This is a genomic window from Klebsiella sp. PCX, assembly GCF_021869705.1.
Classification (GTDB): Bacteria; Pseudomonadota; Gammaproteobacteria; order Enterobacterales; family Enterobacteriaceae; genus Klebsiella; species Klebsiella quasipneumoniae.
In genome coordinates this window covers 2660432-2683902 of the sequence record NZ_CP091527.1, presented here as the reverse complement: position 1 = coordinate 2683902, position 23471 = coordinate 2660432, and the positions used below count along the sequence as shown (strand labels likewise).

The 23471-nt window shown below is 59.0% G+C and carries 22 protein-coding genes and 1 riboswitch; of the genes, 16 read left to right on the top strand and 6 right to left on the bottom strand.

Translation table 11 applies throughout. From position 1 onward, the window contains the following. Nucleotides 1-359 precede the first annotated feature (359 nt). From GQR96_RS12690 to GQR96_RS12675, 4 genes are read left to right on the top strand one after another with little or no spacing between them, the layout of a single operon-like run. Complete coding sequence (locus GQR96_RS12690) at nucleotides 360-575, top strand: hypothetical protein (RefSeq protein WP_004202641.1); 216 nt, start codon at nucleotides 360-362, stop codon at nucleotides 573-575. A 23-nt stretch (nucleotides 576-598) separates the two neighbouring features. Beyond that, a complete protein-coding gene (locus tag GQR96_RS12685) occupies nucleotides 599-1105 on the top strand; it encodes a ferritin-like domain-containing protein (RefSeq protein WP_032456113.1) in 507 nt (168 codons plus the stop codon). Nucleotides 1106-1121: 16 nt separating this feature from the next. Then, a complete protein-coding gene (locus GQR96_RS12680; RefSeq protein WP_017900532.1) occupies nucleotides 1122-1295 on the top strand; it encodes a hypothetical protein in 174 nt (57 codons plus the stop codon). Between the two features lie 39 nt (nucleotides 1296-1334). Further along, the gene (locus tag GQR96_RS12675; RefSeq protein ID WP_004202637.1) at nucleotides 1335-2960 is read left to right on the top strand and encodes an alpha-amylase family protein; all 1626 of its coding nucleotides are present in this window, start codon (nucleotides 1335-1337) and stop codon (nucleotides 2958-2960) included. Here the strand turns inward: GQR96_RS12675 and GQR96_RS12670 are convergent. From GQR96_RS12670 to GQR96_RS12660, 3 genes are all read right to left on the bottom strand, one after another. Beyond that, nucleotides 2957-3952, bottom strand: a complete 996-nt coding sequence (locus GQR96_RS12670) for an SDR family oxidoreductase (protein WP_065904322.1) — start codon at nucleotides 3950-3952, stop codon at nucleotides 2957-2959. The genes GQR96_RS12675 and GQR96_RS12670 overlap by 4 nt on opposite strands. A gap of 320 nt (nucleotides 3953-4272) precedes the next feature. After that, entirely contained in the window at nucleotides 4273-4719 is a 447-nt protein-coding gene (locus GQR96_RS12665) for a DUF421 domain-containing protein (protein ID WP_004202634.1), read from the bottom strand. An 8-nt stretch (nucleotides 4720-4727) separates the two neighbouring features. Further along, a complete protein-coding gene (locus GQR96_RS12660; protein WP_069734153.1) occupies nucleotides 4728-5231 on the bottom strand; it encodes a hypothetical protein in 504 nt (167 codons plus the stop codon). Between the two features lie 144 nt (nucleotides 5232-5375). Between GQR96_RS12660 and GQR96_RS12655 the strand changes: the two genes are divergently transcribed. From GQR96_RS12655 to GQR96_RS12640, 4 genes are all read left to right on the top strand, one after another. Beyond that, nucleotides 5376-5780 (top strand): YdeI family stress tolerance OB fold protein, encoded by a 405-nt coding sequence (locus GQR96_RS12655; protein WP_236948508.1) that lies wholly within the window; start codon nucleotides 5376-5378, stop codon nucleotides 5778-5780. Between the two features lie 15 nt (nucleotides 5781-5795). Next, the gene (locus GQR96_RS12650) at nucleotides 5796-5942 is read left to right on the top strand and encodes a hypothetical protein (protein WP_017900537.1); all 147 of its coding nucleotides are present in this window, start codon (nucleotides 5796-5798) and stop codon (nucleotides 5940-5942) included. Nucleotides 5943-6056: 114 nt separating this feature from the next. Then, nucleotides 6057-6488, top strand: a complete 432-nt coding sequence (locus GQR96_RS12645; protein WP_004202630.1) for an OsmC family protein — start codon at nucleotides 6057-6059, stop codon at nucleotides 6486-6488. A gap of 113 nt (nucleotides 6489-6601) precedes the next feature. Next, a complete protein-coding gene (locus GQR96_RS12640; RefSeq protein WP_032456112.1) occupies nucleotides 6602-7471 on the top strand; it encodes an oxygenase MpaB family protein in 870 nt (289 codons plus the stop codon). A 1-nt stretch (nucleotide 7472) separates the two neighbouring features. Here the strand turns inward: GQR96_RS12640 and GQR96_RS12635 are convergent, their stop codons facing one another. Further along, complete coding sequence (locus GQR96_RS12635; RefSeq protein ID WP_004202628.1) at nucleotides 7473-8159, bottom strand: ABC transporter substrate-binding protein; 687 nt, start codon at nucleotides 8157-8159, stop codon at nucleotides 7473-7475. Between the two features lie 222 nt (nucleotides 8160-8381). On the opposite strand from GQR96_RS12635, the gene GQR96_RS12630 reads away from it, so the two are divergent. The 4 genes from GQR96_RS12630 to GQR96_RS12615 all read left to right on the top strand — a co-directional run bounded on the left by GQR96_RS12630 (nucleotide 8382) and on the right by GQR96_RS12615 (nucleotide 14133). Next, on the top strand, nucleotides 8382-9323 hold the full coding sequence (locus GQR96_RS12630; protein WP_017900540.1) for a cation diffusion facilitator family transporter: 942 nt from the start codon (nucleotides 8382-8384) through the stop codon (nucleotides 9321-9323). A 242-nt stretch (nucleotides 9324-9565) separates the two neighbouring features. Next, nucleotides 9566-10483 carry a bestrophin family protein gene (locus GQR96_RS12625; protein WP_023318342.1) on the top strand — a complete coding sequence of 306 codons (918 nt, stop codon included), beginning with the start codon at nucleotides 9566-9568 and terminating at the stop codon, nucleotides 10481-10483. Between the two features lie 321 nt (nucleotides 10484-10804). Further along, nucleotides 10805-13105: an FdhF/YdeP family oxidoreductase gene (locus GQR96_RS12620; RefSeq protein ID WP_064177782.1), complete on the top strand. Its 2301-nt coding sequence runs from the start codon at nucleotides 10805-10807 to the stop codon at nucleotides 13103-13105. A gap of 146 nt (nucleotides 13106-13251) precedes the next feature. After that, nucleotides 13252-14133 carry a LysR family transcriptional regulator gene (locus GQR96_RS12615; RefSeq protein WP_004202617.1) on the top strand — a complete coding sequence of 294 codons (882 nt, stop codon included), beginning with the start codon at nucleotides 13252-13254 and terminating at the stop codon, nucleotides 14131-14133. A gap of 8 nt (nucleotides 14134-14141) precedes the next feature. On the opposite strand, the gene GQR96_RS12610 is transcribed toward GQR96_RS12615, so the two are convergent. Beyond that, nucleotides 14142-15548 (bottom strand): MFS transporter, encoded by a 1407-nt coding sequence (locus GQR96_RS12610; protein WP_004202615.1) that lies wholly within the window; start codon nucleotides 15546-15548, stop codon nucleotides 14142-14144. Nucleotides 15549-16147: 599 nt separating this feature from the next. Between GQR96_RS12610 and GQR96_RS12605 the strand changes: the two genes are divergently transcribed. Continuing rightward, nucleotides 16148-16828, top strand: coding sequence for an MgtC family protein (locus GQR96_RS12605; protein ID WP_004202612.1), 681 nt, complete (start codon nucleotides 16148-16150; stop codon nucleotides 16826-16828). 96 nt (nucleotides 16829-16924) lie between these two features. After that, nucleotides 16925-17986, top strand: a complete 1062-nt coding sequence (zapE, locus tag GQR96_RS12600) for a cell division protein ZapE (RefSeq protein ID WP_236948507.1) — start codon at nucleotides 16925-16927, stop codon at nucleotides 17984-17986. 33 nt (nucleotides 17987-18019) lie between these two features. Here zapE and katG read toward each other — a convergent pair whose 3' ends face one another. After that, the gene (katG, locus tag GQR96_RS12595; RefSeq protein ID WP_065904314.1) at nucleotides 18020-20197 is read right to left on the bottom strand and encodes a catalase/peroxidase HPI; all 2178 of its coding nucleotides are present in this window, start codon (nucleotides 20195-20197) and stop codon (nucleotides 18020-18022) included. A gap of 343 nt (nucleotides 20198-20540) precedes the next feature. Beyond that, nucleotides 20541-20620, top strand: a riboswitch (ZMP/ZTP riboswitch). 17 nt (nucleotides 20621-20637) lie between these two features. Here katG and GQR96_RS12590 point away from each other — a divergent pair. Further along, entirely contained in the window at nucleotides 20638-21270 is a 633-nt protein-coding gene (locus GQR96_RS12590; protein ID WP_004202603.1) for a LysE family translocator, read from the top strand. Between the two features lie 221 nt (nucleotides 21271-21491). After that, the gene (mrdA, locus tag GQR96_RS12585) at nucleotides 21492-23402 is read left to right on the top strand and encodes a penicillin-binding protein 2 (protein ID WP_032425867.1); all 1911 of its coding nucleotides are present in this window, start codon (nucleotides 21492-21494) and stop codon (nucleotides 23400-23402) included. The last annotated feature ends 69 nt before the right edge of the window (nucleotides 23403-23471 follow it).

Below are 23471 nucleotides of genomic sequence, written 5' to 3'. Positions count from 1 at the left end.
TGACCCGTGACGCCGTTATGACGGTGTCGGGAAAGAAACCTGTGGGCCTGTGGGTCCGCAGGTTTCTGTTTATTTGCAAACGCTTCCCTCAGCTATTGTCTATTCTCCGCGACGGGAAAAGAGGTGCAGAATAATTTAATTACAGCCATCTTAACAATTAAATACTGATTACCGCAACGGCATTGTGCCGGCGAAGCGCTAAGAGTGAGTAAATAACGGTTCGGAGCAATACGTAACAGTACTGCTTTTTATCGCTGTGCATAAGTAAGCTATTTTAAGCCTGGTGTCAATCGTCGGACGCCAGGGGCGGGTAGCAACACATCCGCTTGCTAAATATTGTTCAGATCTAAGGTAATAAAATGAAACTGACGCCGGTATTTATTAAGCGCTGTCATCTTGTGGCCGCCGTTATGTGGGTGGGCCTGGCGATACCCTCGTTAATCTGGTGGAAAGACAGCGTCCTGTGGGTCATTCTCATCAGTATTTATGCCAATATTGTTGGACATTTATCCGGATATAGCGCAGCGCGAGCTGACCAGGCGGCGGAAGAGAATGAAGATTCCCCGTCAAAATAAATAATTAACGATCAGAGGTGTATATGACGGATAGTGAAAATTACCACAACTGGCTTCGCGATGCCCATGCCATGGAAAAACAGGCCGAGTCACTGCTTATGGCCACCATCAGACGCCTCGATAATGAACCGCAACTGCGAACCCGCCTTGAACAACATCTTTATGAAACTCGTCGGCAACTGTCTGCTCTGCAGGACCTTATCGCCCGCAACCATATTTCCCGCTCGGCGCTGAAGGATGCGATGAGCCGGGTCGCAGCCCTGGGCCAGACTATCGGCATCATGCTACCCGGCGATGAGCTCATTAAACTCATTATCACCGCCTACGTTTTTGCCCATTTTGAGGTCGCCTGCTATACCGCTTTATTAACGGCGGCGAAGCGCGTGGGGGACCATAGCGCGATGCCGACTCTGGAAGGGATCCTTGCCGAAGAGAGAGGGATGGCTGACTGGCTGCTGCATCATCTGCCGGCGCTGACCGGACAATATCTGATGCATAACTCTCTGCCCGGCGTTGAGGCCGGACAATAAGCCGCCGGAGTCAATCATGGTTAAGCGCCACACCATCGCGATCCTCGCCACAGAGAAAGCGGTTCCGCTGAAATTAACCGCCAGGCAGCAGGCGCTGGTGGACGCGGTGGCGAACAGGGTGCCACCTGCAGAGCACGGCCCCGTATCGCCAGTCGACAAAACGCGCACGAAAACCAGCAGGGCGCGCTGAGGACGCTGACAGTGGCGGGCAGAACGCAAGGTGATAGTGATGCAACAGGAAGAGTGGTTTCACAGAGCGGTCATCTATCAGGTTGACAGTGCTCTGTTTTACGACGCCAACGGCGATGGGTTTGGCGATCTTGCCGGTATACGCCAAAAGCTGCACTACATTCGTAGCCTGGGGGCGACGGTGCTCTGGCTGACCCCTTTCTATCTTACCCCACTGCAGGATGATGGCTATGATATCAGCGACCATTTGCAGCCCGATCCCCGTTTCGGGACCATCGCCGACGTGATTGAGCTGATTGCCCGCGCCCGGGAGCTGGGGCTGCGGGTGATTGTTGAGCTGGTTATCCAGCATACTTCTGCCCAGCACCCGTGGTTTCAGGCGGCGCGACGCGATCCCCGGTCGCCGTGGCGGCCATACTATCTTTGGGCCGATCGGCCCCCGGAGAACGACGATCCTCCCATGTTTCCCGGCGTCGAGGAGAGCGTCTGGAGCTGGGACGACCAGGCCGGACAATACTATCGCCATATGTTTTATCGCCATGAGCCCGACCTGAATCTCGCTCATCCGCCGGTGATCGCTGAAATTGAAAACATCATCACCTTCTGGCTGCAGGCCGGGGTGTCAGGATTTCGCCTCGATGCGGCGTCACATCTGGTGAAGCAGGCCGGGAAGGGCGACGAGGCGCGGGGCTACCCGCTGTTGACGCATCTCCGGCAGGTCGTGCAGCGCCTCAATCCCGACGCGATACTGTTGGGTGAAGTGGACGTGGAAGTGGAAGATTATCGCCATTATTTCGGCCGCGGCGATCGGCTGCAGATGGTGCTCAATTTTTGGCTTAATAAATATCTCTATGTCAGCCTGGCGCAGCAGCGCGCCACCCCGGTAGTGAAGGCGTTGCAGGCAATGGTGGCCCCGCCGGACGGATGCTGCTTCGTCAACTGGCTGCGTAACCATGATGAACTGGATCTTGAGGGGATTGGCGAACGCAACAAACGCCAGGTTATCCGCACCTTCGCCCCTGATAAATCGATGTCCGTTTACCAGCGCGGCGTGCGCCGGCGGCTGGCGCCGATGCTGGATGGCGATACCCGACGCATCGCGCTGGCCCATGCCATCCTGCTCGCGCTGCCTGGCGTGCCGGTGATGCGCTATGGCGACGAGATTGGTATGGGCGACGATCTGCGCTTACCGGAGCGCTACGCGGTCCGAACGCCGATGCAGTGGTCGGGCGCGCCCAACGGCGGCTTTTCCCGGGCGGCGCCGGATGATTTGCCGGTGAAACCGGTGGCCAGTGGACGGTTTCGCTACCAGCGGATCAATGTCGAAGCGGCGTTGCGCCACCCCCGGTCGCTACTGCATCGGGTACGCAATATGGTGCTGGCGCGCACGGAATATACTGAACCGGGATCCATCCCTTTTACCCTTATTACAGTGAAGCCAGCCGCGGTGCTGGGCTTGTGCTATCGCAGCGAATCGCGGGAGGTGCTGATGCTGGCGAACTGCAGCCAGCAGGCAGTGGAGGTCCAGCTCCCGCCGCTGGCCGAGGGTTACTGGAGCCCGATCCTGGAAGATAAGTTCTACCAGGACGGGCTATACGGCGGAGAAAAGGCGCGGCTGGCGCTCTCCGGCTATGGTTACCGCTGGTTCAGCCGCAGCCTGCTTTAGCGCCGTCTTCCTGGTCGGCGGAACAACGCCCGCAGGGCCATCGTCGCCACCGCCACACCGACGCCGGCAGCCACTTTACCCGGAAGATCGGCGCTGATGGTCACCGCTTTACGCCGCGCGCCATCGTTAAAGGGGCCGTGTCCGGGATGATTGCCGCGCACTGGCGTGAACAGGTCGTCCTGATGCTCTGCCGGCTTCGGCTGGCCGGTAAACTGTCCCTCCCACGCTTTTTTCACCATCAGCCGATCGAGCAGACGAGGGAAGAAGACCTGGCCGAGGATCGACTGGATGGTGCTTTTCCCCACCCACAGCTCGTTCACCGGCCGCTGGATCACGCTGTAGATGGCCTCAGCGGCGACCTCCGGCTGATAGACCGGCGGTACCGGCTGCATGGCCTGCTCCATTTTGTTGCGCGCCCAGCCAAACTGAGCAGTATTCATCCCCGGCAGCTGGACCATGGTCAACTGGATGTGGCTTTTCTCATGCATTAGCTCGGTGCGCACGGCATCGGTGAAGCCGCGGATCGCCGCTTTCGCGCCGCAATAGGCCGACTGCAGGGGGATCGAGCGCCAGGCCAGCGCCGATCCAGCCTGAATAATCACCCCCCGATCCCGGGGCGTCATGACCTCGAGCGCCGCGCGGGTGCCGTTGACATAGCCGAGATAGGTCACCTCCGTCACCCGGCGAAATTCGTCGTCGCTCATCTGCCGAAAGGGCGCCAGCACGGTGGTCATGGCGTTATTGATCCAGACGTCTATGGCGCCGAGGGTGGCTTCCACCTCGGCGGCGGCGCGCTGCACGGCCCCGGCATCGGCGACATCGGCGCTAATCGCCAGCGTTTTGACGCCGAAACGTTCACAAGCCTGCTGCGTCTCCTGCAGACCCGTTTCATCGCGGGCGATCAGCGCCACGTGATACCCTGCGCGGGCGAAACGCAGCGCGGTGGCTTTTCCTGCCCCGGCGGTTCCGCCGGTAATAACCATCACGGACATAGTGACCTCATTAATTGTTTCGCTATCGTAAATTTAAGCTGCACGGATCGAATCATTATTAAGCATAAATAACGACGGTGAGGTGGGAAATATCCTGGAATAAGCGCAGTGTGAATCAGGCGACATATCCTGATGACTCTGGCCTGTTTCTGCATAAGCAGGCGTTAAGGTTCTATAATCTGTAAGATACTTGACAACCCGCGAGGAGGAAAAATGTTGACAGTAAACACGCGTAGCGTTGAAAAAGAAGAGGACGACGCCACCCGCGCCCCGGAATCGGGGGATAAACAACCGGAGCGCGATAAATAGCTAAGCCGGTGTTATTCCTGTTCCGGAATAATGGATATCTGGCCGTTACGTTCGAGAATAGCGAATTTTATCGCTTTCAGTTCATAAATCCCATGGTGCTGCCTGGCCGCCAGCAGGATATCATCGACAGAAATATTGACGAGCTTCATTTTCTCATCGATGACAGCACCATTTTCCACTACGATAACCGGCGTGCCATCCAGAAAATTTTCCGCCTGGGCAAATTTTTTCTTAATATAGCCGAATAAAATATCAATACTGACCAGGGTGACGATAGTCAGCATCGAACCGGTAACGGAATAGTCTGTGCTGAGCATTGCCTGCTGGGTCGCTTCACTGATAATCAGCAGCAGTATCAGGTCAAAATTGGTTAACTGCATCAGGGTTCGTCTACCGGCAATCTTGAAAATAATCAGCAGGATCAGATAGATTGCTGCGGCTCTGAGGACCATTTCCATCGCGACTCCTACGGATAGACAAACTGTTGCCAGCTGACGGCAGGGCGATCGTTGACTGCCGCCTGCAGGGAAATATTGCCTATCGTTTTGGGGGTAATAGATAACCATACCGATTGCGGCGAGCTGCTGGTTGTCCGCTGATACACCAGATGTAATTTCCCGTCGGCACTGTACATCTTATCCGGCTGCGGGCGGATATCGCCAACCTGGTAACGGGTTAATAACGTGGCGGCGAAACTGATCGTCGTGTCATTTTCCTGCGTGGGTTTGATCTGAATATTCAGTTCGGTTTCACTCATCAGTCTGGCATAACGCTGGTAATCGACGCGTAATTCACCATTAGGGCTTTCCCGGTGCGCCTCACTGAAATATCCGGAGGACCACAGGCCGCTCAATGCGGTAAGGATGATGAGGCTGAGAACAATTATCCCATAGCGCCTGAAGCGATATTCAAAGCGGAGGGCCTGTTCATTCTCGCCGACGATGTGACAAGGTTGTTGATTCTCAGTCATTATTATTTCCCCGCGTTTCGTTTCGCCATCAGCGTAACGATAAGGACATTCTTATATTAGACGATATCAGAACAATTGACTTTGTAAAAATGGCCAGCCTCAGCCAGGCTTTAATCTGTTCATCAGCAAAAACAAGGAGGCATGATGAAAAAATTAGCCTTGGCCATGGTCTGTTTGTTTGCCGCCGCGGTCGCGCAGGCGGACGATAAAGGCGGTTTTAGCCAGGATGCCGCGCCGCCGCCGCCGCACAAACTCGATGACGGCTATCGCGGCGTCGAGGAGGGGCGGATCATGACCGTTGAGCAGGCGAAAACCATGCACGACGGCGCCACGGTTTCCCTGCGCGGCAATCTGCTCACCCGACAGGGGAATGACCGTTATCAGTTTCGCGATAAAAGCGGCACCATCACCGCCATTATTCCGGTTGCCGCGTTTAATGAACAGCACGTAGAGCCTGACGATCTGGTCAGTATTAACGGCAGCCTTGATCGCAAAATGACGCCGCCGGTAGTACGTATCGATCGCCTGCTCAAACAGTCGCCTAAGTAAGGGGAGCTTACCGGTATGAGCACAACATCCCACCCGCATGACGAGGAGCGCGGGAAGCACCCTGCGCGCGAGGCGCCTGACGAACATGGCGAAGTGCCGCGTAAACGGGACGACAGCGAGGATGACAAAACCGATCCTTACCATCCTCACGATGGCCGTTAGCGTCATCCGCAACGGGAACTTTTTGGGAACGCTGATGCGGCGGGCCGCAGAATAGAAGCAGGTTCAGCATCAGGCACTATACTTTTTGTTCGACATCATCACAGGAGGAGTCATATGGCGATTCATAAGAAAGGGCTGGCGCACTGGGAAGGCGATCTCAAGCATGGCAAAGGCACCGTGTCGACGGAGAGCGGGGCGCTGAGCCAGCAGCCCTACGGCTTTAATACCCGTTTTGAAGGGGTGAAAGGCACCAACCCCGAAGAGCTGATCGGCGCCGCACATGCCGCCTGCTTCTCGATGGCCCTATCGTTGATGCTCAGCGAAGAGGGCTATACCGCGACGTCCATCGACACCACCGCAGTGGTCACCCTTAATAAAACCGACGGTGGGTTTGCAATAACCGACATCGCGTTGCAAAGCCAGATTGTCCTGCCCGGCGTTGCGCCGGCGGCGTTCGATGAGATCATCCAGAAAGCGAAGGCCGGCTGCCCGGTATCACAGGTGCTGAAAGCCAATATCACCCTTGACTACCAGCTAAATCCATAAGCTGTTGTGCCCGCACTCTGCGGGCACCGTTCCCGCGATCTCTCTCCCTGTCACTGCCTCCGCTGCGCAATAGTGGTATCTTTGGTCCTTTGGTAAACGTAAGGGACTCCAGCATGATCGGCATTCGCGGAATGATCGAGGCGCAGGTGCTCGGCCTGACCGGCATGGCGCTAAAAGAGATTGATTTTGAACAGCCCAAAGGGGAGCCGGGGCTTTTTGGTCCGCAATCAGCCATCTGGCAGGTGCATGGCGATTTTACCTCAATGCTGTGCGGCGGCATTAGCGCGCTGTTGCTGCAGATGCTGCACCCCCTGGCGCTGGCCGGCGTCTGGGACCACTCCCGTTTCCGCGAGGATATCTTTGGCCGCCTGCGTCGCACCAGTCAGTTTATCTCCGCTACCACCTTCGCCGCCACCCCCGACGCCGAGCGGCTGATCGCCAAAGTGCAGGGGATCCATCAGCGGATCGCCGGGGTGGACAAGGACGGCACGCCGTATCAGGCAAGCGACCCGGCGCTGTTGACCTGGGTGCATGTCGCTGAGTGCAGCCGCTTTATGGCCTCCCACCTGCGCTACAAGCGGACGGTGGTCAGCGTCCAGCGCCAGGAGGACTATTTTCGCGAGTCGGCGGAGATCGCTCGTCGGTTGGGAGCCAAAGATATTCCCCAGACGCCGAATGAGGTCGCGGACTATCTTGAGGCGATGCGTCCGCAGCTGCGCTGTGACGAACGTACCCGGGAGGTAGCCGAGGTACTGCTCACCACCCGTCTGCCGGGTCGCCTGAGTCAGCCGGTTGGCCAGGTGATGATGCGGGCCGGGATCGATCTTCTGCCGCCATGGGCGCAGGAGATGCTGGGACTGTCGCTGTCGCCGCTGCAGCGGCGCACGACGCGTCTGATGGTACTGGCGATCGCCCGCGTGCTGCGCGCCTCGGTACGTAACGGCGCCTGGCATTGCGCCATGCGCCGGATGGCGGAGGCGTGATTCAGCCCGCCTTGCCCAGGTGCCGGGCAATCAGCGCCTCCAGGCTACCGTCCGCCCGCCATTCGTCCAACGCGTCATTCACCGCGTTAAAGCGGACCACATCATCCCGGGCGACGCAGATGGCCTGCTGGATCTCGGTAAAATTATCCGCTAAGACCCGCACCCCCGGATGGCGGCGCGCTGTCGCCTCCAGCGGCTGACGGATGCCAGCGACCATATCCCCTTCACCGGCGAGGAAGGCGTCGATGGCCTCCTGCGAGGAGGGGAGACGATTCAGGCTGGCGTGCTGCAGATGGCGGGTGAGCCACAGATCGTAGGCGGCGTTTTGCCCGACGTTAATCGTGGTTGCCGGGCGATCCATATCGGCCACGCTCTGGCAGGGCGAACCGGCTCTCACCAGCGCGGTCCCCTGAATGGTGATATAGGGAGAAGTAAAGCGCAGGGTCGCCTCCCTCGCCGGGTCGATAGCCAGAAAGGCGATATCCCAGCGTTCGCCGCCGGCGTCGGCCACCACTTTACCGGCGGCAGGATAGGTGACGAACTCGGCGACGACGCCCCAGCGCTGCGCCAGTCGATGGCTGAGCTCGGGGGTAATGCCTGTCGGCTCGCCGTTTTCTCCAGGATGGGCCAGTACCGCATTGCCCAGATTAATGGCAAAACGCAGCCGGGATGGTGTGATTGCTGACATCGCTGACTCCTGTGGTGGCTAAGAGAAGGTGGCCCGACCTGTCGGTCGCCAGTGATAAGATAGTCCATCCGCGCGCGGTTGTACCTCCGGGGCCACACTTTCAGAATACAGTAATTAACGACCGCAGCGATTTCGTTAAACAGCAAGGCAATGGCTTTTATATTGTTAAGCATAAACTCAGCTTGTCAGTTTATTCTTCCCGCTCACTGAGGGAGAGAAATAATGGCACAACATAATTTTGAAAATGATAATAAATATCATCAGCGTTCTGAGCAGGCGCGAAGAAGTACCCTGGTTAGCGTGGTGGTCAATATTTTTCTCTCCGCGTTGCAGATTGCGGTGGGAATATATTCTGGTTCCCAGGGGTTAATTGCCGATGGCATGCACTCTTTTTCCGATCTGCTCGCCGATGGCGTCGTGCTGGTGGCGAATAAAAAGAGTCGCCGACCGTCTGACCACGATCACCATTATGGCCACTGGCGTTATGAGAACGGCGCCTCTCTGGTCCTCGGCGCGATCCTGGTGCTGGTCGGGGTCGGTATGCTGTGGTCTGCCGCGGGTCATCTCGCGCAACCGCAGACGATTCCGCCGGTGCACAGCGTGGCGCTGTGGATGGCGCTGACGGCGCTGGTGGTCAAAGAGGGGCTGTTTCGCTATATGCTGGCGGCCGCCAGGCGGCTGAACTCCTCGCTGCTCATCGCCAACGCCTGGCATGCCCGCTCAGACGCCGCGTCATCCCTGGTGGTGGCGCTGGGGATTATCGGTAATCTGGCCGGGTTCGCCTGGTTCGACCCGCTCGCCGCGCTGGCGGTAGGGCTGGTGATTACGCGGATGGGCTATCGTTTCGCCGCCACCGCGCTGCACGATTTAATGGACCGCGCTGTCGATGAAGAGACGCAGCGGGCAATCGCCGGCACGCTGCGGGCCACGCCGGGCGTGGCGGGTCTGCACGATTTGAAAACCCGTAAGGCGGGGGATCTGGTGCTGGTGGATGTCCATCTCGAGGTAGCCGGAGAGCTGTCGGTCGCTGAAGGGCATCAGATTGCCCGGCAGGCGCGGGAGCGGGTCATGGCGCAGCATCCGGTGCTTAATGTGATGGTGCATCTGGATCCCTGCGCGGCGGTTGCCAGTTCGCCGGAGGAGGCAAACTGCCTGACGTCATAAGCGGAAATAGACTGGCTCAGCGGTTATTTTATCCCTGAGCCATTATTCCTCGCCCCTTCCGCCCGCGCATTGATTGCCTGAACGATAAATAAGGCTCATACTGAGCCGGCCATTACCATCGCTAAATAATGGCGCAGATCTGCCCGTTGCAGTTAACGATAAAATAAACCAATCGGTTCATAGATAATCTCTATTCTTTATTTCGAGATAATGACCAGAGCGGTAATTCAGGAAGTCAGACAATGATCATTCGGCCAGAACAACACTGGTTTCTTCGCCTATTTGACTGGCACGGCTCCGTGCTGTCAAAAATCATCTTTCGTCTGCTGCTTAATGTGCTGATGTCCATCATCGCCATTATCAGCTATCAATGGTACGCGCAGCTGGGGATCCACTTAACGGTGGCGCCGTTCAGTCTGCTGGGCATCGCGATAGCGATTTTCCTCGGCTTTCGCAACAGCGCCAGCTACAGCCGCTTCGTCGAGGCGCGCAATCTGTGGGGGACGGTGCTTATCGCCGAACGCACCCTGGTGCGCCAGCTGCGCAATATCCTGCCGGCGGAACACGATGCCCATCAGCGCATCGTCAGCTATCTGGTGGCCTTCAGCTGGAGCCTGAAGCACCAGCTGCGCAAAACCGATCCGACGGCTGACCTGCGGCGGCTGCTGCCCGAGGAGAGGGTGACGGAGATCCTCGCCAGTTCGATGCCCACCAACCGGATCCTGCTGCTGGCCGGTAACGAAATTGGCCAGCTGCGCGAGGCGGGCAAGCTGAGCGACATCACCTACGGGCTGATGGACAATAAGCTCGATGAGCTGGCGCACGTGCTGGGCGGCTGCGAAAGGCTGGCCACCACCCCGGTGCCGTTCGCCTATACCCTGATCCTGCAGCGCACCGTGTACCTGTTCTGCACGCTGCTGCCGTTCGCCCTGGTCGGGGATCTGCACTACATGACGCCGTTTGTCTCGGTCTTTATCTCCTACACCTTTTTATCCTGGGATTCGCTGGCGGAAGAGCTGGAGGATCCTTTCGGCACCGCCGCCAACGACCTGCCGCTGAACGCGATGTGCAACACCATTGAGCGCAATCTGCTCGACATGACCGGTCAACATCCGCTGCCGGAGACGCTGCGTCCGGACCGTTACTTCAACCTGACCTGAACCCCTGCGCGCCGGGCAGTTTCCGCTGCCCGGTCATCACTTTCCCGTCCCCGCGTGACCCGCCGCGCAGAGGGCGGCGATAAAAGCAAAATTTGCAAATAAGTTAAATTTAACACCCGATAGATAACATCAATTATACAGATTTGTGGCGTATGTTATTATTCGGTTAACAAACGCAGTACCTACGCTTTCCCATCGTACTATCCTTGAGAAACAGCATTCTTATCAGGTGACGCCGCGCACACCACGCCTCGTCGCCGGGGTCGTCGCACGCTTTTTTTCGGCCGGCGGCGACCAGAACAGAGCAGCAGGAGTAAAAAGATGACCAATAAAAGACGCGCGGTTCCCGGTGTTCACCCCTATGACGGTCCGGCAGGCGGATGGGGCGCGCTGAAGGCCACGGCCATTGCCGTGCGTACCCAGATGGATGCCTTCGAGGCGCCCGCCACGCTGCTGCGAACTAACCAGCCGGATGGGTTTGACTGCCCGGGCTGCGCCTGGCCGGATAAAGAGCATAAATCCACTTTTCAGTTTTGCGAAAATGGCGCCAAAGCCGTTACCTGGGAGGCGACCACCAAACGGGTGACGCCAGCGTTCCTCGCGGCTAACACCGTGACCTCCCTGCTGGCGAAAAGCGATTTTGAACTGGAGGGCTATGGCCGCTTAACCCATCCTTTGGTCTACGACCGCGCCAGCGATACCCTGCGACCGGTGGCGTGGGAGGCGGCCTTCGCCCGTATCGGCGAGATCCTTCGCGGCCTGCAGCCAGATGAAGTTGAATTCTACACCTCCGGACGGGCCTCCAATGAAGCGGCGTGGCTGTTTCAGCTGTTTGCCCGCGAGTACGGCACCAATAACTTTCCCGACTGCTCTAACATGTGCCATGAATCCACCAGCGTGGGCCTGCCGCAGTCGATCGGCATTGGCAAAGGCACCGTCTCCCTCGATGATTTTGACCAGACCGAACTGGTGATCTCCATCGGCCATAATCCGGGCACCAACCATCCGCGGATGATGGGCACTCTGCATGAGCTTTCCCGCCGGGGTGTGCCGATTATCGTTTTTAACCCATTGCGTGAGCGGGCGCTGGAGCGTTTTGCCGACCCGCAGAACGTGATGGAGATGGCGACATATCGCTCGACGCCGATCGCGTCGACCTACTACCAGGTACGGGCCGGCGGCGACGCGGCGGCGCTGAAAGGGATCGCCAAAGCGCTGCTGCAGCTGGAGGAGGAGCAGGGCCAGGTGCTCGACCACGCGTTTATTGCGCAACATACCCAGGGGTTCGCCGCCTTCGCCGAGGATCTGCACGCCACCCGCTGGCAGGATATTGAGCAGGAGTCCGGTCTGACGCGCGAGTCGCTAACCCAGGTCGCGGTGGCTTACGCCAAATCCACGGCCACCATCGTCACCTACGGCATGGGGATCACCCAGCATAATAAAGGCACCTCCAACGTCCGGCTGATTGCCGACCTGCTGCTGATGCGCGGCAATATCGGCAAGCCGGGAGCCGGGATCTGCCCATTACGCGGCCATTCAAACGTGCAGGGAAACCGCACCGTCGGGATCAGCGAAAAACCCACCGCGGCCTTCCTCGACAGCCTGCAGCGGGTGATGGGGATCGTGCCGCCGCGGCATCATGGTCACGATGCGGTGAAGGCGCTGGAGGCCATGATCGCTGGCGACGCCAAAGCCCTGATCTGCCTCGGGGGCAACTTCGCCGTGGCGATGCCGGATCACGAACGCGCTTTCCCGGCGATGCGCAACCTTGAGCTCAGCGTTCACGTCGGCACCAAGCTCAACCGCTCGCACCTGCTGACGGCGAAAGAGACCTTTATTCTGCCGTGTCTGGGCCGCACCGAGCTTGACCTGCAGGCCAGCGGCAGACAGTCGATCACCGTCGAGGATTCGATGTCGATGGTACATGCCTCCTCAGGCAAGCTTAAGCCCGCCTCGCCGACGCTGCGCTCGGAGCCGGCGATTGTCGCCGGTCTGGCGAAGGCCACTCTGCCGGCCAGCAAAGTCGACTGGCTGTATCTGGTGGAAGATTACGACCGCATTCGCGATCTGATCGAACAGACCATTCCGGGGTTCGAGGATTACAACCAGCGCATTCGCCACCCCGGGGGCTTTCGCATGCCGCTGCCGCCGACCGAGCGCATCTGGCCTACCGCCACCGGCAAAGCCATGTTCTCGGTTTTCAAAGGCGTGCATGAGAACGTGGTGGTGGAGGGCGAGGATGTGATGCGCTTAGTGACCCTGCGCAGCCACGACCAGTACAACACCACCATCTACGCTATGGATGACCGTTACCGCGGCGTTTTTGGCCGTCGCGACGTGCTGTTTATGAACGAGCAGGATATGGCCGACCAGGGCCTGGAGCATGGCGATCGGGTGGATATCCACACAGCGCTGCCGGGCAGCGCGTTGACGCTCAGAGATATCACCGTGGTGGCCTACGGCATCGCGCCCGGCACCGTCGGCGCCTATTATCCGGAAGCCAACGTGCTGGTGCCCTTGAACTATCTGGATGAAGAGAGCGGTACGCCCTCCTATAAGTCAGTTCCTGTCCGCCTGACGCTGCGCTCGAAAGAGATTCGCCCGCTGGCCAGCGCGCGTTAAAGAAGCAGGGCGTTGGGCGGCGTCGCGCCGTCCTGCGCCCCGTCGCCCCTCCTGTCCTCGCTTGAATTTATCGGTGATGAAACTAACATTCTGGTAACCTGTGCGCGGCCCCGGGGGTGAACGGCGGGGTTCAAACGGGAAAGAGAATGGATATTAAGCAACTCAAGTATTTGATCGCGCTCGATCAGACGCGCCATTTTGGCCAGGCGGCGGCAGCCTGCCATATTACCCAGCCAACCCTCTCCATGCGCATTCGTAATCTGGAAGAGGAGCTGAACCTGACCCTTATCCAGCGCGGGCAGCGCTTTGAGGGTTTTACCCCTGAGGGGGAGCGGATCCTCGCGTGGGCGCGGGCGGTGCTTGCCGCCCATGACGGCCTGGCGGCGGAGGCGGCCATCTGTCGCGGGCAGATGGTCGGCCAGCTGCGGGTTGGTATGGTGCCACTGGCGAGCCTCAACCCGATGCAGCTGATTAAACCCCTCGCGGAGAAATACCCGGCGCTGCAGTTCAGCCTGCTGTCAATGACCTCGGAGCAGATTATCGATGGCGTCAGCCGCAACCAGCTGGACCTGGGGATCTGTTACCTGCAGCATCTGGATGAACGCCTGTTTAAGATCGCCCGGCTGCCGCAAACCCGGATGGGACTGCTGCACGATAAACGCCATTTCGACTTCAGCGCCGGGACGCCGGGCTGGGATACGCTGGCGGCGCTGCCCCTTGGCTTTCTGACCAAGGGAATGTACTACCGGGAATCCATTGAAATCAGCTTTAAGGCCAAAGGGCTAACCCCGACGTCTGTCTTTGAAAGCGATTCAACGTTTCAGATTATCCAGGCGGTGCAGGCGGGGATCTGCTGCGCCATTATGCCGCTTAACAACGGCCTCGAAGCGCTGAGCGATAATCTTGAAATTCTGCCGATCGCCGAAACCCAGGTCGATTCGCAGCTGGCGCTGATTATGCGCCAGCAGGAGCCGGTCTCGTCCCTGGCGGAAAAATGCTTCGCCGAGGCGCAGGGGATTTTTGGCTGAGGCCAGCCTCAGATATTCTCCAGTCGAATGCCCCGGGTTCTCGGGCCGAAGATCCCCACCGACAGCATCACCATCAGCATACTGACGACGATAAAGCTAATCACCCCCGGCGTGCCGGCATATTGCAGAATAATGCCGATCAGGATGCTGGTCACCGCGGTCGAGAGACGACTGAACGAGTAGCAGAAGCCGACGGCGCGGGCGCGAATATGGGTCGGGAAGACCTCGGCCTGGTAGGCGTGGTAGCTGATGGTCAGCCAGGCGTTGGACCAGGTGATCATAAACCCGCAGATCACCAGCAGGATAGGATTGTTTTGCAGCGCAAACAGGGTGCCGAAGATGACGGTCATCAGCGCGGAGAGTACGATCTGCCACTTGTTCTCAAAGCGATGCACGAAGCGGGTGCAGAACAGGCAGCCCAGCGGATAGGCGAGGGTGATAAAGAAGGCGTACAGCAGACTGTGGGTGATACTGGCCCCCTGACCGGAAAGCAGCGCTGGCAGCCAGTTGCCAAAGCCGAAGAAACCGATCGCCTGGAAGAAATTCATCACCATCAGCATCAGGGTTCGCTGCCGGTACTGCGGCGCCCAGATTTCGCCGAAGGTGCCGCGTTTGACGACGCTCTGTGCCGCCTGCACATGCTTCGGCGACGGCGTCAGGCCGCAGCGGGCTTCCATGGCGCACATCACCGCATGCGCTTCATCATGCCGCCCTTTGCTTTCCAGCCAGCGGGCTGACTCCGGCAGCTTTTTGCGGATAAACCAGATCGCCAGCGAGAACAGCGCACCGAAGATGATCACCCAGCGCCAGCCGCTGAGGCCGAAGAGGGTGGTTGGCACCAATATCCAGGACATCAGCGCTACCGCCGGAACCGACAAGAACTGAATAAAGAAGGCAAAGGCGAAGGCTTTATTGCGCAGGTGGGTAGGTACCCATTCGCTGAGGTAGGTGTCAATGGTCACCAGCTCAATGCCGAGGCCGATTCCCACCAGAAAGCGGAAGAAGATCACTCCTTCCGCACTGCTCTGGGTCGCCATCAGCAGCGAGAAAAAGCCGTACCAGGCGAGCGCCACCATAAAGGTCAGGCGGCGCCCCAGCTTGTCCGCCAGCGGCGCCAGCAGGCTCGCGCCGATAAACAGCCCCATAAAGGTGGCGGAAGCAAAGGCCGCCTGATCGGCGATGCCAAAGATCCCCGCCGCGCCGGTATGGAAAATACCCTCCGCCAGCAGGCCCGCGCTGATGTACCCAGTCTGGAACAAATCGTAGAGCTCAAAGAAGCCGCCGAGGGAGAGTAAGGTGATAAACGACCATAACCCGAAGGAGGCGGGCAGCGCGTCAATGCGTCCGGTTAAGCTGGCGTGCGGTTGTCCTGGCGAAGCATAGGGCGATTCGCCGAGAACCTGGGTGGTAGACATGGTGTTGTGTTCCTCAGGAAGAATGGTTTGCCTGCTAATGTTAAGTGATTGTTAATAGTTTTAAATTTTTAATCTTTAGCGTTAACGGCAATCTTTAGCGCAAGATCGCGCCATGCAGGGTAAAAGATGATATTCATGCTGGTTTTCGCCGCACGCTAAGGGAAGAATTGAAGTAAATCACCGTGGGGGGCAATGTTCTCCGCCAGGCGATGTCGCGCTGCGCAGGGCCAGGCCCAGGGCCAGTCAGAGTAAACGAATCCTCACTGGCGGCGTTTTCCCGCTTTACCCGCTATTGCGCCAGGCTATAATGTGCCCACTTTCATACAGGAGTCATGCGTTGGACAGTCATCCTTATTGTTATTCTCCGGCAAGTTAACGCGACACTTTTCGCTGCTTGCCGAACCGGCGGGCAGCAATCTTTGATTACCGGATTGCCTCCCTGAATGTAGTGATTCGCGACCGAACGCGAGAGGCATCGTTATGTTTCTGTTTCCCACCACCTTATTTCCTCCACCATCATCCGCCCGCTAATTGCCCGGCGCGGCTGAGCGCGACATCAATACATTTTTATTGCTTTCTGTTATCTGGAGGAAGGCGCGATGGTATTTCCTTATATGACACATTTACTCGCGGCAATGCTGCTGGGAGCGCTGATCGGCGCGGAAAGACAATGGCGGCAACGTATGGCCGGTTTGCGGACCAATGCGCTGGTGGCCACCGGCGCGGCGGTGTTTATTCTTAGCGCGATGTCGGCCTCGCCGGACAGCCCGGGGCGCATTGCGGCGCAGATCGTCTCCGGTATCGGCTTCCTTGGGGCGGGAGTGATTATGCGCGATGGCATGAACGTTCGCGGCCTCAATACCGCCGCCACCCTGTGGTGCTCGGCCGGTATCGGTGTCCTTTGCGGCCTGGGGCAGTTCTGGAACGCGACGGCGGCGACGCTGATTATTCTGTGCGCCAACATCCTGCTCCGCGAAGCGGCGCAGCGTATTCATGCCTTGCCGGGCGCCGGTGACGAAGAAAAACGCTATATCTTACGCGTCACCTGTTTGCGCGAGCATGAAAAGGCCGTGCGTCAGCTGCTGCTGAATATTGCTCAGCAGCAGAGGTTCACCCTGCAGGGATTACAGTCGGCGGCAGCAGACACGGCGGATCAGCTGGAGATTTGCGCGGAGCTGATTAGCCATAAGCAGCATCAGAAAACGCTGGCGCAGATTATGGCGCAAGTGGGCGTTCAGCAGAACGTCACCTCGGTACACTGGCGCGTCGGAGAAGCGTAGAGACAGGCGGTGGGGCAGCGGAAACGGCCGCTGGCCGCGCGATTCGCCAACCCGTGGGAAAGCGGCTAGAATGGCCTCCTGCCGGAGGTTATAAGAATGTTAAATAATGGATGTGTGCCGTCGGAATCTGGCCAGACTATGACGACGGCTGATTTTCGCTTTACCCGCGTGATGGCCGAGCAGGCGGCGCGTGCCCGTCTGACGCTGGACGACGATCAGCTGTCGCTCATCGCTCGCCTGGACGCCCTGGGCCAGCAGCTGTTGTCCGCGCCCGGCACGCCGAAGGGACTGTACGTCTGGGGACGCACCGGGCGAGGGAAAAGCTATATTCTCGACCACTTTTTTGCCAGCCTGCCGCTTGCCACCCGGCGTCGGGTCCATTTTCATCACTTCTTCCGCGAACTGCACCAGCGGCTGAATGCCCCCGGCGCGCCTGGCCTGCAGACGGTGATGATGCAGATGACCTCCGGCTGCCGCCTGCTGTGTTTCGACGAATTTCATCTTCACGACCCCGGCGACGCCATGCTGATGAAGGCGCTGCTGGAACACCTTTTTCAACGGGGCATCGTGCTGCTGGCTACCTCTAACTACCCGCCGGAGATGCTGCTGCCTAATCCGCTGTATCACGATCGCTTTTTACCGTCGATCGCGCTGATCCGCGCCCACCTGGCGGTCGTCGCGCTTAACGGCGAGGAGGATTATCGCGAACGGCATCTGAGCCAGGATAAAGCCTTCTGCAGCGGGCGGCTATGGGTTAACCCGGGCGAATCACAGCGTCAGCTGTACGAGCTGCCCTCGCTGCCTGCCGAACCGGTCCCGCTGGAGGTAGGCTACCGCACGCTGCAGGCGGCCGCGGCGTCACCCGCCTTGCTCCATTTCTCTTTTGCCCAGCTCTGCCAGGCCGCCACGGCGGTGATGGACTATCTGGCGCTCAGCGAACGTTATGCCGTCTGGTTACTGGACGAGGTGCCGCCGCTAGCCACGGTAGGGCCGGCGGCCCAGCAGCGCTTTATCAACGTGATTGATGTGTTGTATGAAAAGCAGATCCGCCTGCTGCTGGTGACCCGCTGCGACCTGGAGACGCTGCTGGCCGGGGTGGAACTGGAGGATATTCAGCGAACGCGGAGCCGCCTGCAACAGCTGCCGCGGGCGGTATAAAAAAAAGCCCCGGCGGGTGCCGGGGCGAGGGGATCACAGGTCGAAACGGTCGAGGTTCATCACCTTGGTCCAGGCGGCGACAAAGTCATGCACCAGCTTCTGCTGCCCGTCGGCGCAGGCGTACACTTCCGCCAGGGCGCGAAGGACCGAGTTGGAGCCAAACACCAGATCCACGCGGGTGGCGCTGTACTTCGCTTCGCCGGTTTTACGGTCGCTGCCGGTAAACAGCTCCGCCCGATCATCGGCCGGTTTCCAGACGGTGGCCATATCCAGCAGGTTGACGAAGAAGTCATTGCTGAGCACGCCGACGCGGTCGGTAAACACCCCGTGTTTGCTGCCGTCGTAGTTGGCGCCCAGCACGCGCAGTCCACCCACCAGAACCGTCATTTCCGGAGCGGTTAAGGTCAGCTGCTGCGCTTTATCGATCAGCAGCGTTTCCGTCGACACACCGCCCTCGATGCGACGGTAGTTGCGGAAGCCATCCGCCAGCGGCTGCAGCAGGTCAAACGACTCGACGTCGGTCTGCTCAGGCAGGGCGTCGACGCGGCCAGGGGTAAACGGCACGTTGACGCTGACGCCAGCCGCCGCCGCAGCCTGCTCAACGCCGACCACGCCAGCCAGCACGATGATATCGGCCAGCGACGCTTTGCCGGAAGCTCGCTGGATCGCCTGCAGGGTCGGCAGCACCCGGCTGGCGATAGCATTGACCGGCCAGTCCTTCTGCGGGGCCAGCGCCAGACGCGCGCCGTTGGCGCCGCCGCGCTTATCGCCGCCGCGGAAAGTGGAGGCGGAGGCCCAGGCTACCGATACCAGCTCACTCACCGACAGGCCGGCGCCGGCGATGGCGGTTTTCAGGCTGGCGATGTCTTCCGCGCTCGGCTGATGGGTGGCCTCCGGCAGCGGATCCTGCCAAATCAGATCTTCTTTTGGCACTTCCGGCCCGAGGTAACGGGATTTCGGCCCCATATCGCGGTGGGTCAGCTTGAACCACGCCCGGGCGAAGGCCTCGTTAAAAGCCTGCGGGTCGTTGAGGAAGCGACGGGAGATCTTCTCAAACTCCGGGTCGAAGCGCAGGGTCAGGTCGGTGACCAGCATGGTCGGTTTGCGCTTTTTCCCCGGGTTAAACGGATCCGGGATAATTTCCGGGGCGTCTTTGGCTTCGAACTGGATAGCGCCCGCCGGGCTGCGGGTCTGCACCCATTCGTATTTGAACAGGTTCTCGAAAAAGTAGTTGCTCCACTGGGTGGGCGTCTGCGTCCAGACCACTTCCAGACCGGAGGTAATGGCATCCGCGCCTGCGCCGCTGCCGTAGCTGGAGTGCCAGCCCAGGCCCTGTGCTTCCAGCGGCGCGGCTTCCGGCTCGGCGCCGACGTGGCTGGTTTCTGCGGCGCCATGGGTTTTACCCAGCGTGTGGCCGCCGGCGATCAGCGCGACTATTTCTTCATCGTCCATCGCCATATTGCCGAAGGTGGCGCGAATGGCCGCGGCGGCGGACAGCGGCTCGCCGCTGGCGTTCGGTCCTTCCGGGTTAACGTAAATCAGCCCCATTTCGGTGGCGCCGATGGCCTGTTTCGCCAGGCTTTCCGGGTGACGGTGGGCCAGCCACTCTTTCTCATCGCCCCAGTCAACGTCCAGATCCGGTTCCCAGACATCTTCACGACCGGCGCCAAAACCGAAGGTGCGGAAGCCGGCGTTTTCCAGCGCCACGTTACCCGCCAGCATGTAAAGGTCGGCCCAGGAGATTTTCTGGCCATATTTCTGTTTCACCGGCCACAGCAGACGGCGGGCCTTATCTAGGCTGACGTTGTCAGGCCAGGAGTTCAGCGGCGCAAAGCGCTGCTGCCCACGACCCGCGCCGCCGCGACCGTCAACGGTGCGGTAGGTGCCGGCGCCGTGCCAGGCCATACGAATAAACAGACCGATATAGCTGCCCCAGTCTGCTGGCCACCACTCTTGCGAATCGGTCAGCAGCGCTCTGAGGTCAGCCTTCAGCGCGGAGTAATCGAGCTTTTTAAACTCTTCCCTGTAGTTAAAATCCTCACCCAACGGGTTGGAACGACTGGAGTGCTGGTTCAGCAGATCGACACGCAGCTGGTTAGGCCACCAGTCGCGGTTGCCGGTGCCGCTGCCGGCGCTCTGCTTGGGCGTCTCGGCGTGGAAAGGGCACTTTCCGGCGGATGCGTTGTTGGATGGGTCGTTAGACGTGCTCATATCAGGCTCCGTTTGCTTTTGTGAATGCCGTTACGATATACACTGCTACCAATAAGCGATATTTGAATGAGTCTACGGATTTAATAGCTAATTCCGTTCAACGAAGGGCGAAACACCCTCTTATATGACCTGGCGGATCCAGGGGTAAAAAATACACCTCACCATTAACCATAGACGTAACGAGACGGCAAAGGAAACGATCTGCGTCAATCGGGCCGAAGGAATGCTAATTGTTTGAGATATGACAATTTTACTATGAGAAAAGGATGAGGGTTTTCCGCTGAGCGAGCGTAACGAATGCCCGGCGCAGGGGTTGTTGGCGGACACAGAATAAGCTAATACTTAGACACCATGTGACTGGCGCTAAAGACAGAATACTGTTGGGGAGCATGGTCGACGTCGCCGCGCGCCTGGGCATTACCGCTATCTGGAGATAAGTTATGCCTGAATTCGCTTCATTAATGGCCTTTGCCGCGGTGGCGCTGGGATTAGTGTTAACCCCCGGCCCCAATATGATGTATCTCACTTCGCGTTCGATTTGCCAGGGAAAACGCGCTGGCTTTATCTCCCTTGCCGGGGTTGCCGTGGGCTTTTTCTTCTATATGCTGTGTGCCGCTTTCGGCATTACCGCGTTGGTTTTCGCGGTCCCTTATGCCTACGATGCCTTGCGTTTATGCGGGGTCGCTTATTTGCTCTATCTGGCGTGGCAGGCGATAAAACCAGGAGGGAGGCCGATATTCGCGGTGCGTGAATTACCTGCGGACAGTGGGCGTAAGCTGTTTCTGATGGGATTTATCACCAGCCTGGCGAACCCCAAAGTTGCTATCCTCTATTTGTCCCTGCTGCCGCAGTTTATCACCCCCGGACTCGGTAGCGTGCTCAGCCAGTCGTTAATGTTAGGCTGTACTCAGGTATTAATCAGTGTGGCGGTGAACGGCCTGATTATCTTGCTGGCCGGGCAGGTGGCGTTATTTCTTAGCCGGCGGCCGGGCTGGCAACAATTTCAACGCTGGCTGATGGCGACGGTACTGGCCGGAATGGCGGTTAAGATCGCTTTTGAGGCCAGAAAATAACCGGGTTTGTCGGGAAAAGGGAGGCCAGCGATATCCGTCGCTGGCTAACCTCGCACCCTGATGCCTTTCTGCCACAGAGAAAGGCTCTCCAGGCTCTAACATGCTGAAACATTTCTGCCAGATCATTAGCAACCTTTCAGTAGGGCTAACGCCGCGATAAGGCTATGCTTCCCGGCCGTTACGCCGTTGGCTTTTCCCGTGATCCAGGTGATGTACCGCTAATGCCCCTTTTGAGAGATGAAATTCGCGACCACTCCGCGGAAGAGATGCTGTTTATCCGCCGGGCCGCAATCGCCTTTCTGCTGGTGGTGGTCTGCTTTGGCGTGCTGATTTTCAACCTCTACCATCTGCAGGTGGAGCAGCACGATTTCTACCAGACCCGTTCCAACCAAAACGATATTAAAATGCTGCCCATCGCCCCCAGCCGCGGGCTGATATTCGATCGCAACGGCATACCGCTGGTGCAGAATATTACCCTGTATCGCCTGCAGGTGATCCCGAGCAAAATTCCCGATATGGCCGCGCTGCTGCAAACCCTGACGCCGATTGTCGACCTGACGCCGGACGACATCGCCAGCTTCCGCGACGATATGCACCACAGCAGCCGCTATAAAGCGGTTACCCTCAAATCCGACCTCAGCGACGTGGAGGTGGCCCGCTTCGCGGTCAACGAATTCCGTTTCCCCGGGGTGACGGTGGAGAGCTATCAGCAGCGTGAATACCCCTACGGCGCAGAGCTGGCGCACGTGGTGGGCTATGTGTCGAAAATCAACGACAGCGACCTGCAGCGGCTGGCGAAAGATGGCGAAGAGGAGAACTATGCTGCCGACCACAATATCGGCAAGCAGGGGATCGAGGGCTATTACGAAAAAGCGCTCCACGGCACCACCGGCTACCAGGAGGTGGAGGTGGACAACCACGGCCGGGTGGTGCGTCTGTTGAAAGAAGTACCGCCGGTGGCCGGGAAAAACCTCTACCTGACCCTTGACCTGCACCTGCAGCAGTATATTGAGTCGGTGCTGAAGGGGCAGCGCGCGGCGGTGGTGGTGGTCGATCCCCGGGATGGCGGGGTGCTGGCGATGGTCTCCAGCCCCAGCTACGATCCTAACCCGTTCGTCAAAGGTATCGGCTATCAGGCCTATAAATCGCTGCTGGATAACCCGGACCGGCCGCTGATCAACCGCGTCACCCAGGGGCTGTATCCCCCGGCCTCGACGGTGAAGCCCTATATGGCGCTGTCGGCGCTCTCCGCCGGCGTGATCACGCCGAACACCACCTTCTTCGGGGCGCCGACGTGGACCCTGCCGGGCACGCAGCGTCGCTACCGCGACTGGCTGAAAACCGGCCACGGCATGCTCAACGTGACCAAAGCCATTGAAGAGTCGGCGGACACCTTTTTCTACCAGGTTGCCTTCGAGATGGGCATCGACCGGATCCATGAGTGGCTGAGCAAATTCGGCTACGGCCAGCCCACAGGCATCGATCTCAATGAGGAGTATAGCGGGGTGCTGCCCAGCCGGGAGTGGAAACAGCGAGTGCATAAAAAGCCATGGTACCAGGGGGATACCATCTCCGTCGGTATCGGCCAGGGATACTGGATCGCCACCCCCATCCAGATGGTGAAAGCGCTCACCACGCTGCTGAACAACGGTAAGGTGCAGGACCCGCATCTGCTCTATTCGATGAAGCAGGGCAATCATGTGGAACGTTATCAGCAGCCGGCGAACCTGCCGCAGGTGGGCGATCCAAAATCCCCGTACTGGGGCATTGTGCGCAACGGTATGTACGGGATGGCGAATCTGCCCAACGGCACCGGCTACAAGCTGTTCCATACCGCGCCGTACCAGATTGCGGCGAAGTCCGGGACTTCGCAGGTGTTCAGTCTGAAGCAAAACCAGACCTATAACGCCAAAATGATCCCGGTGCGTCTGCGGGATCACATCTTCTATACCCTGTTTGCCCCTTATCAGCATCCGAAGGTGGCGATGGCGCTAATCCTGGAGAACGGCGGCGGGGATGGGGTGGTGGCCGGACCGACGGCGCGCGCCATTCTGGACCATATTTTTGTCCCGCAGCAGGCGCCGGCGGCCGCAGCCGACGTGCCGCAGCGGGAGAGCGCGGACGCCCAGTAAGCGGCTGGACTTATTCCGCAGGCGCATCGTTCATAGAAATTGGTTATTTGTCCCGTCATCTTCCAGGCG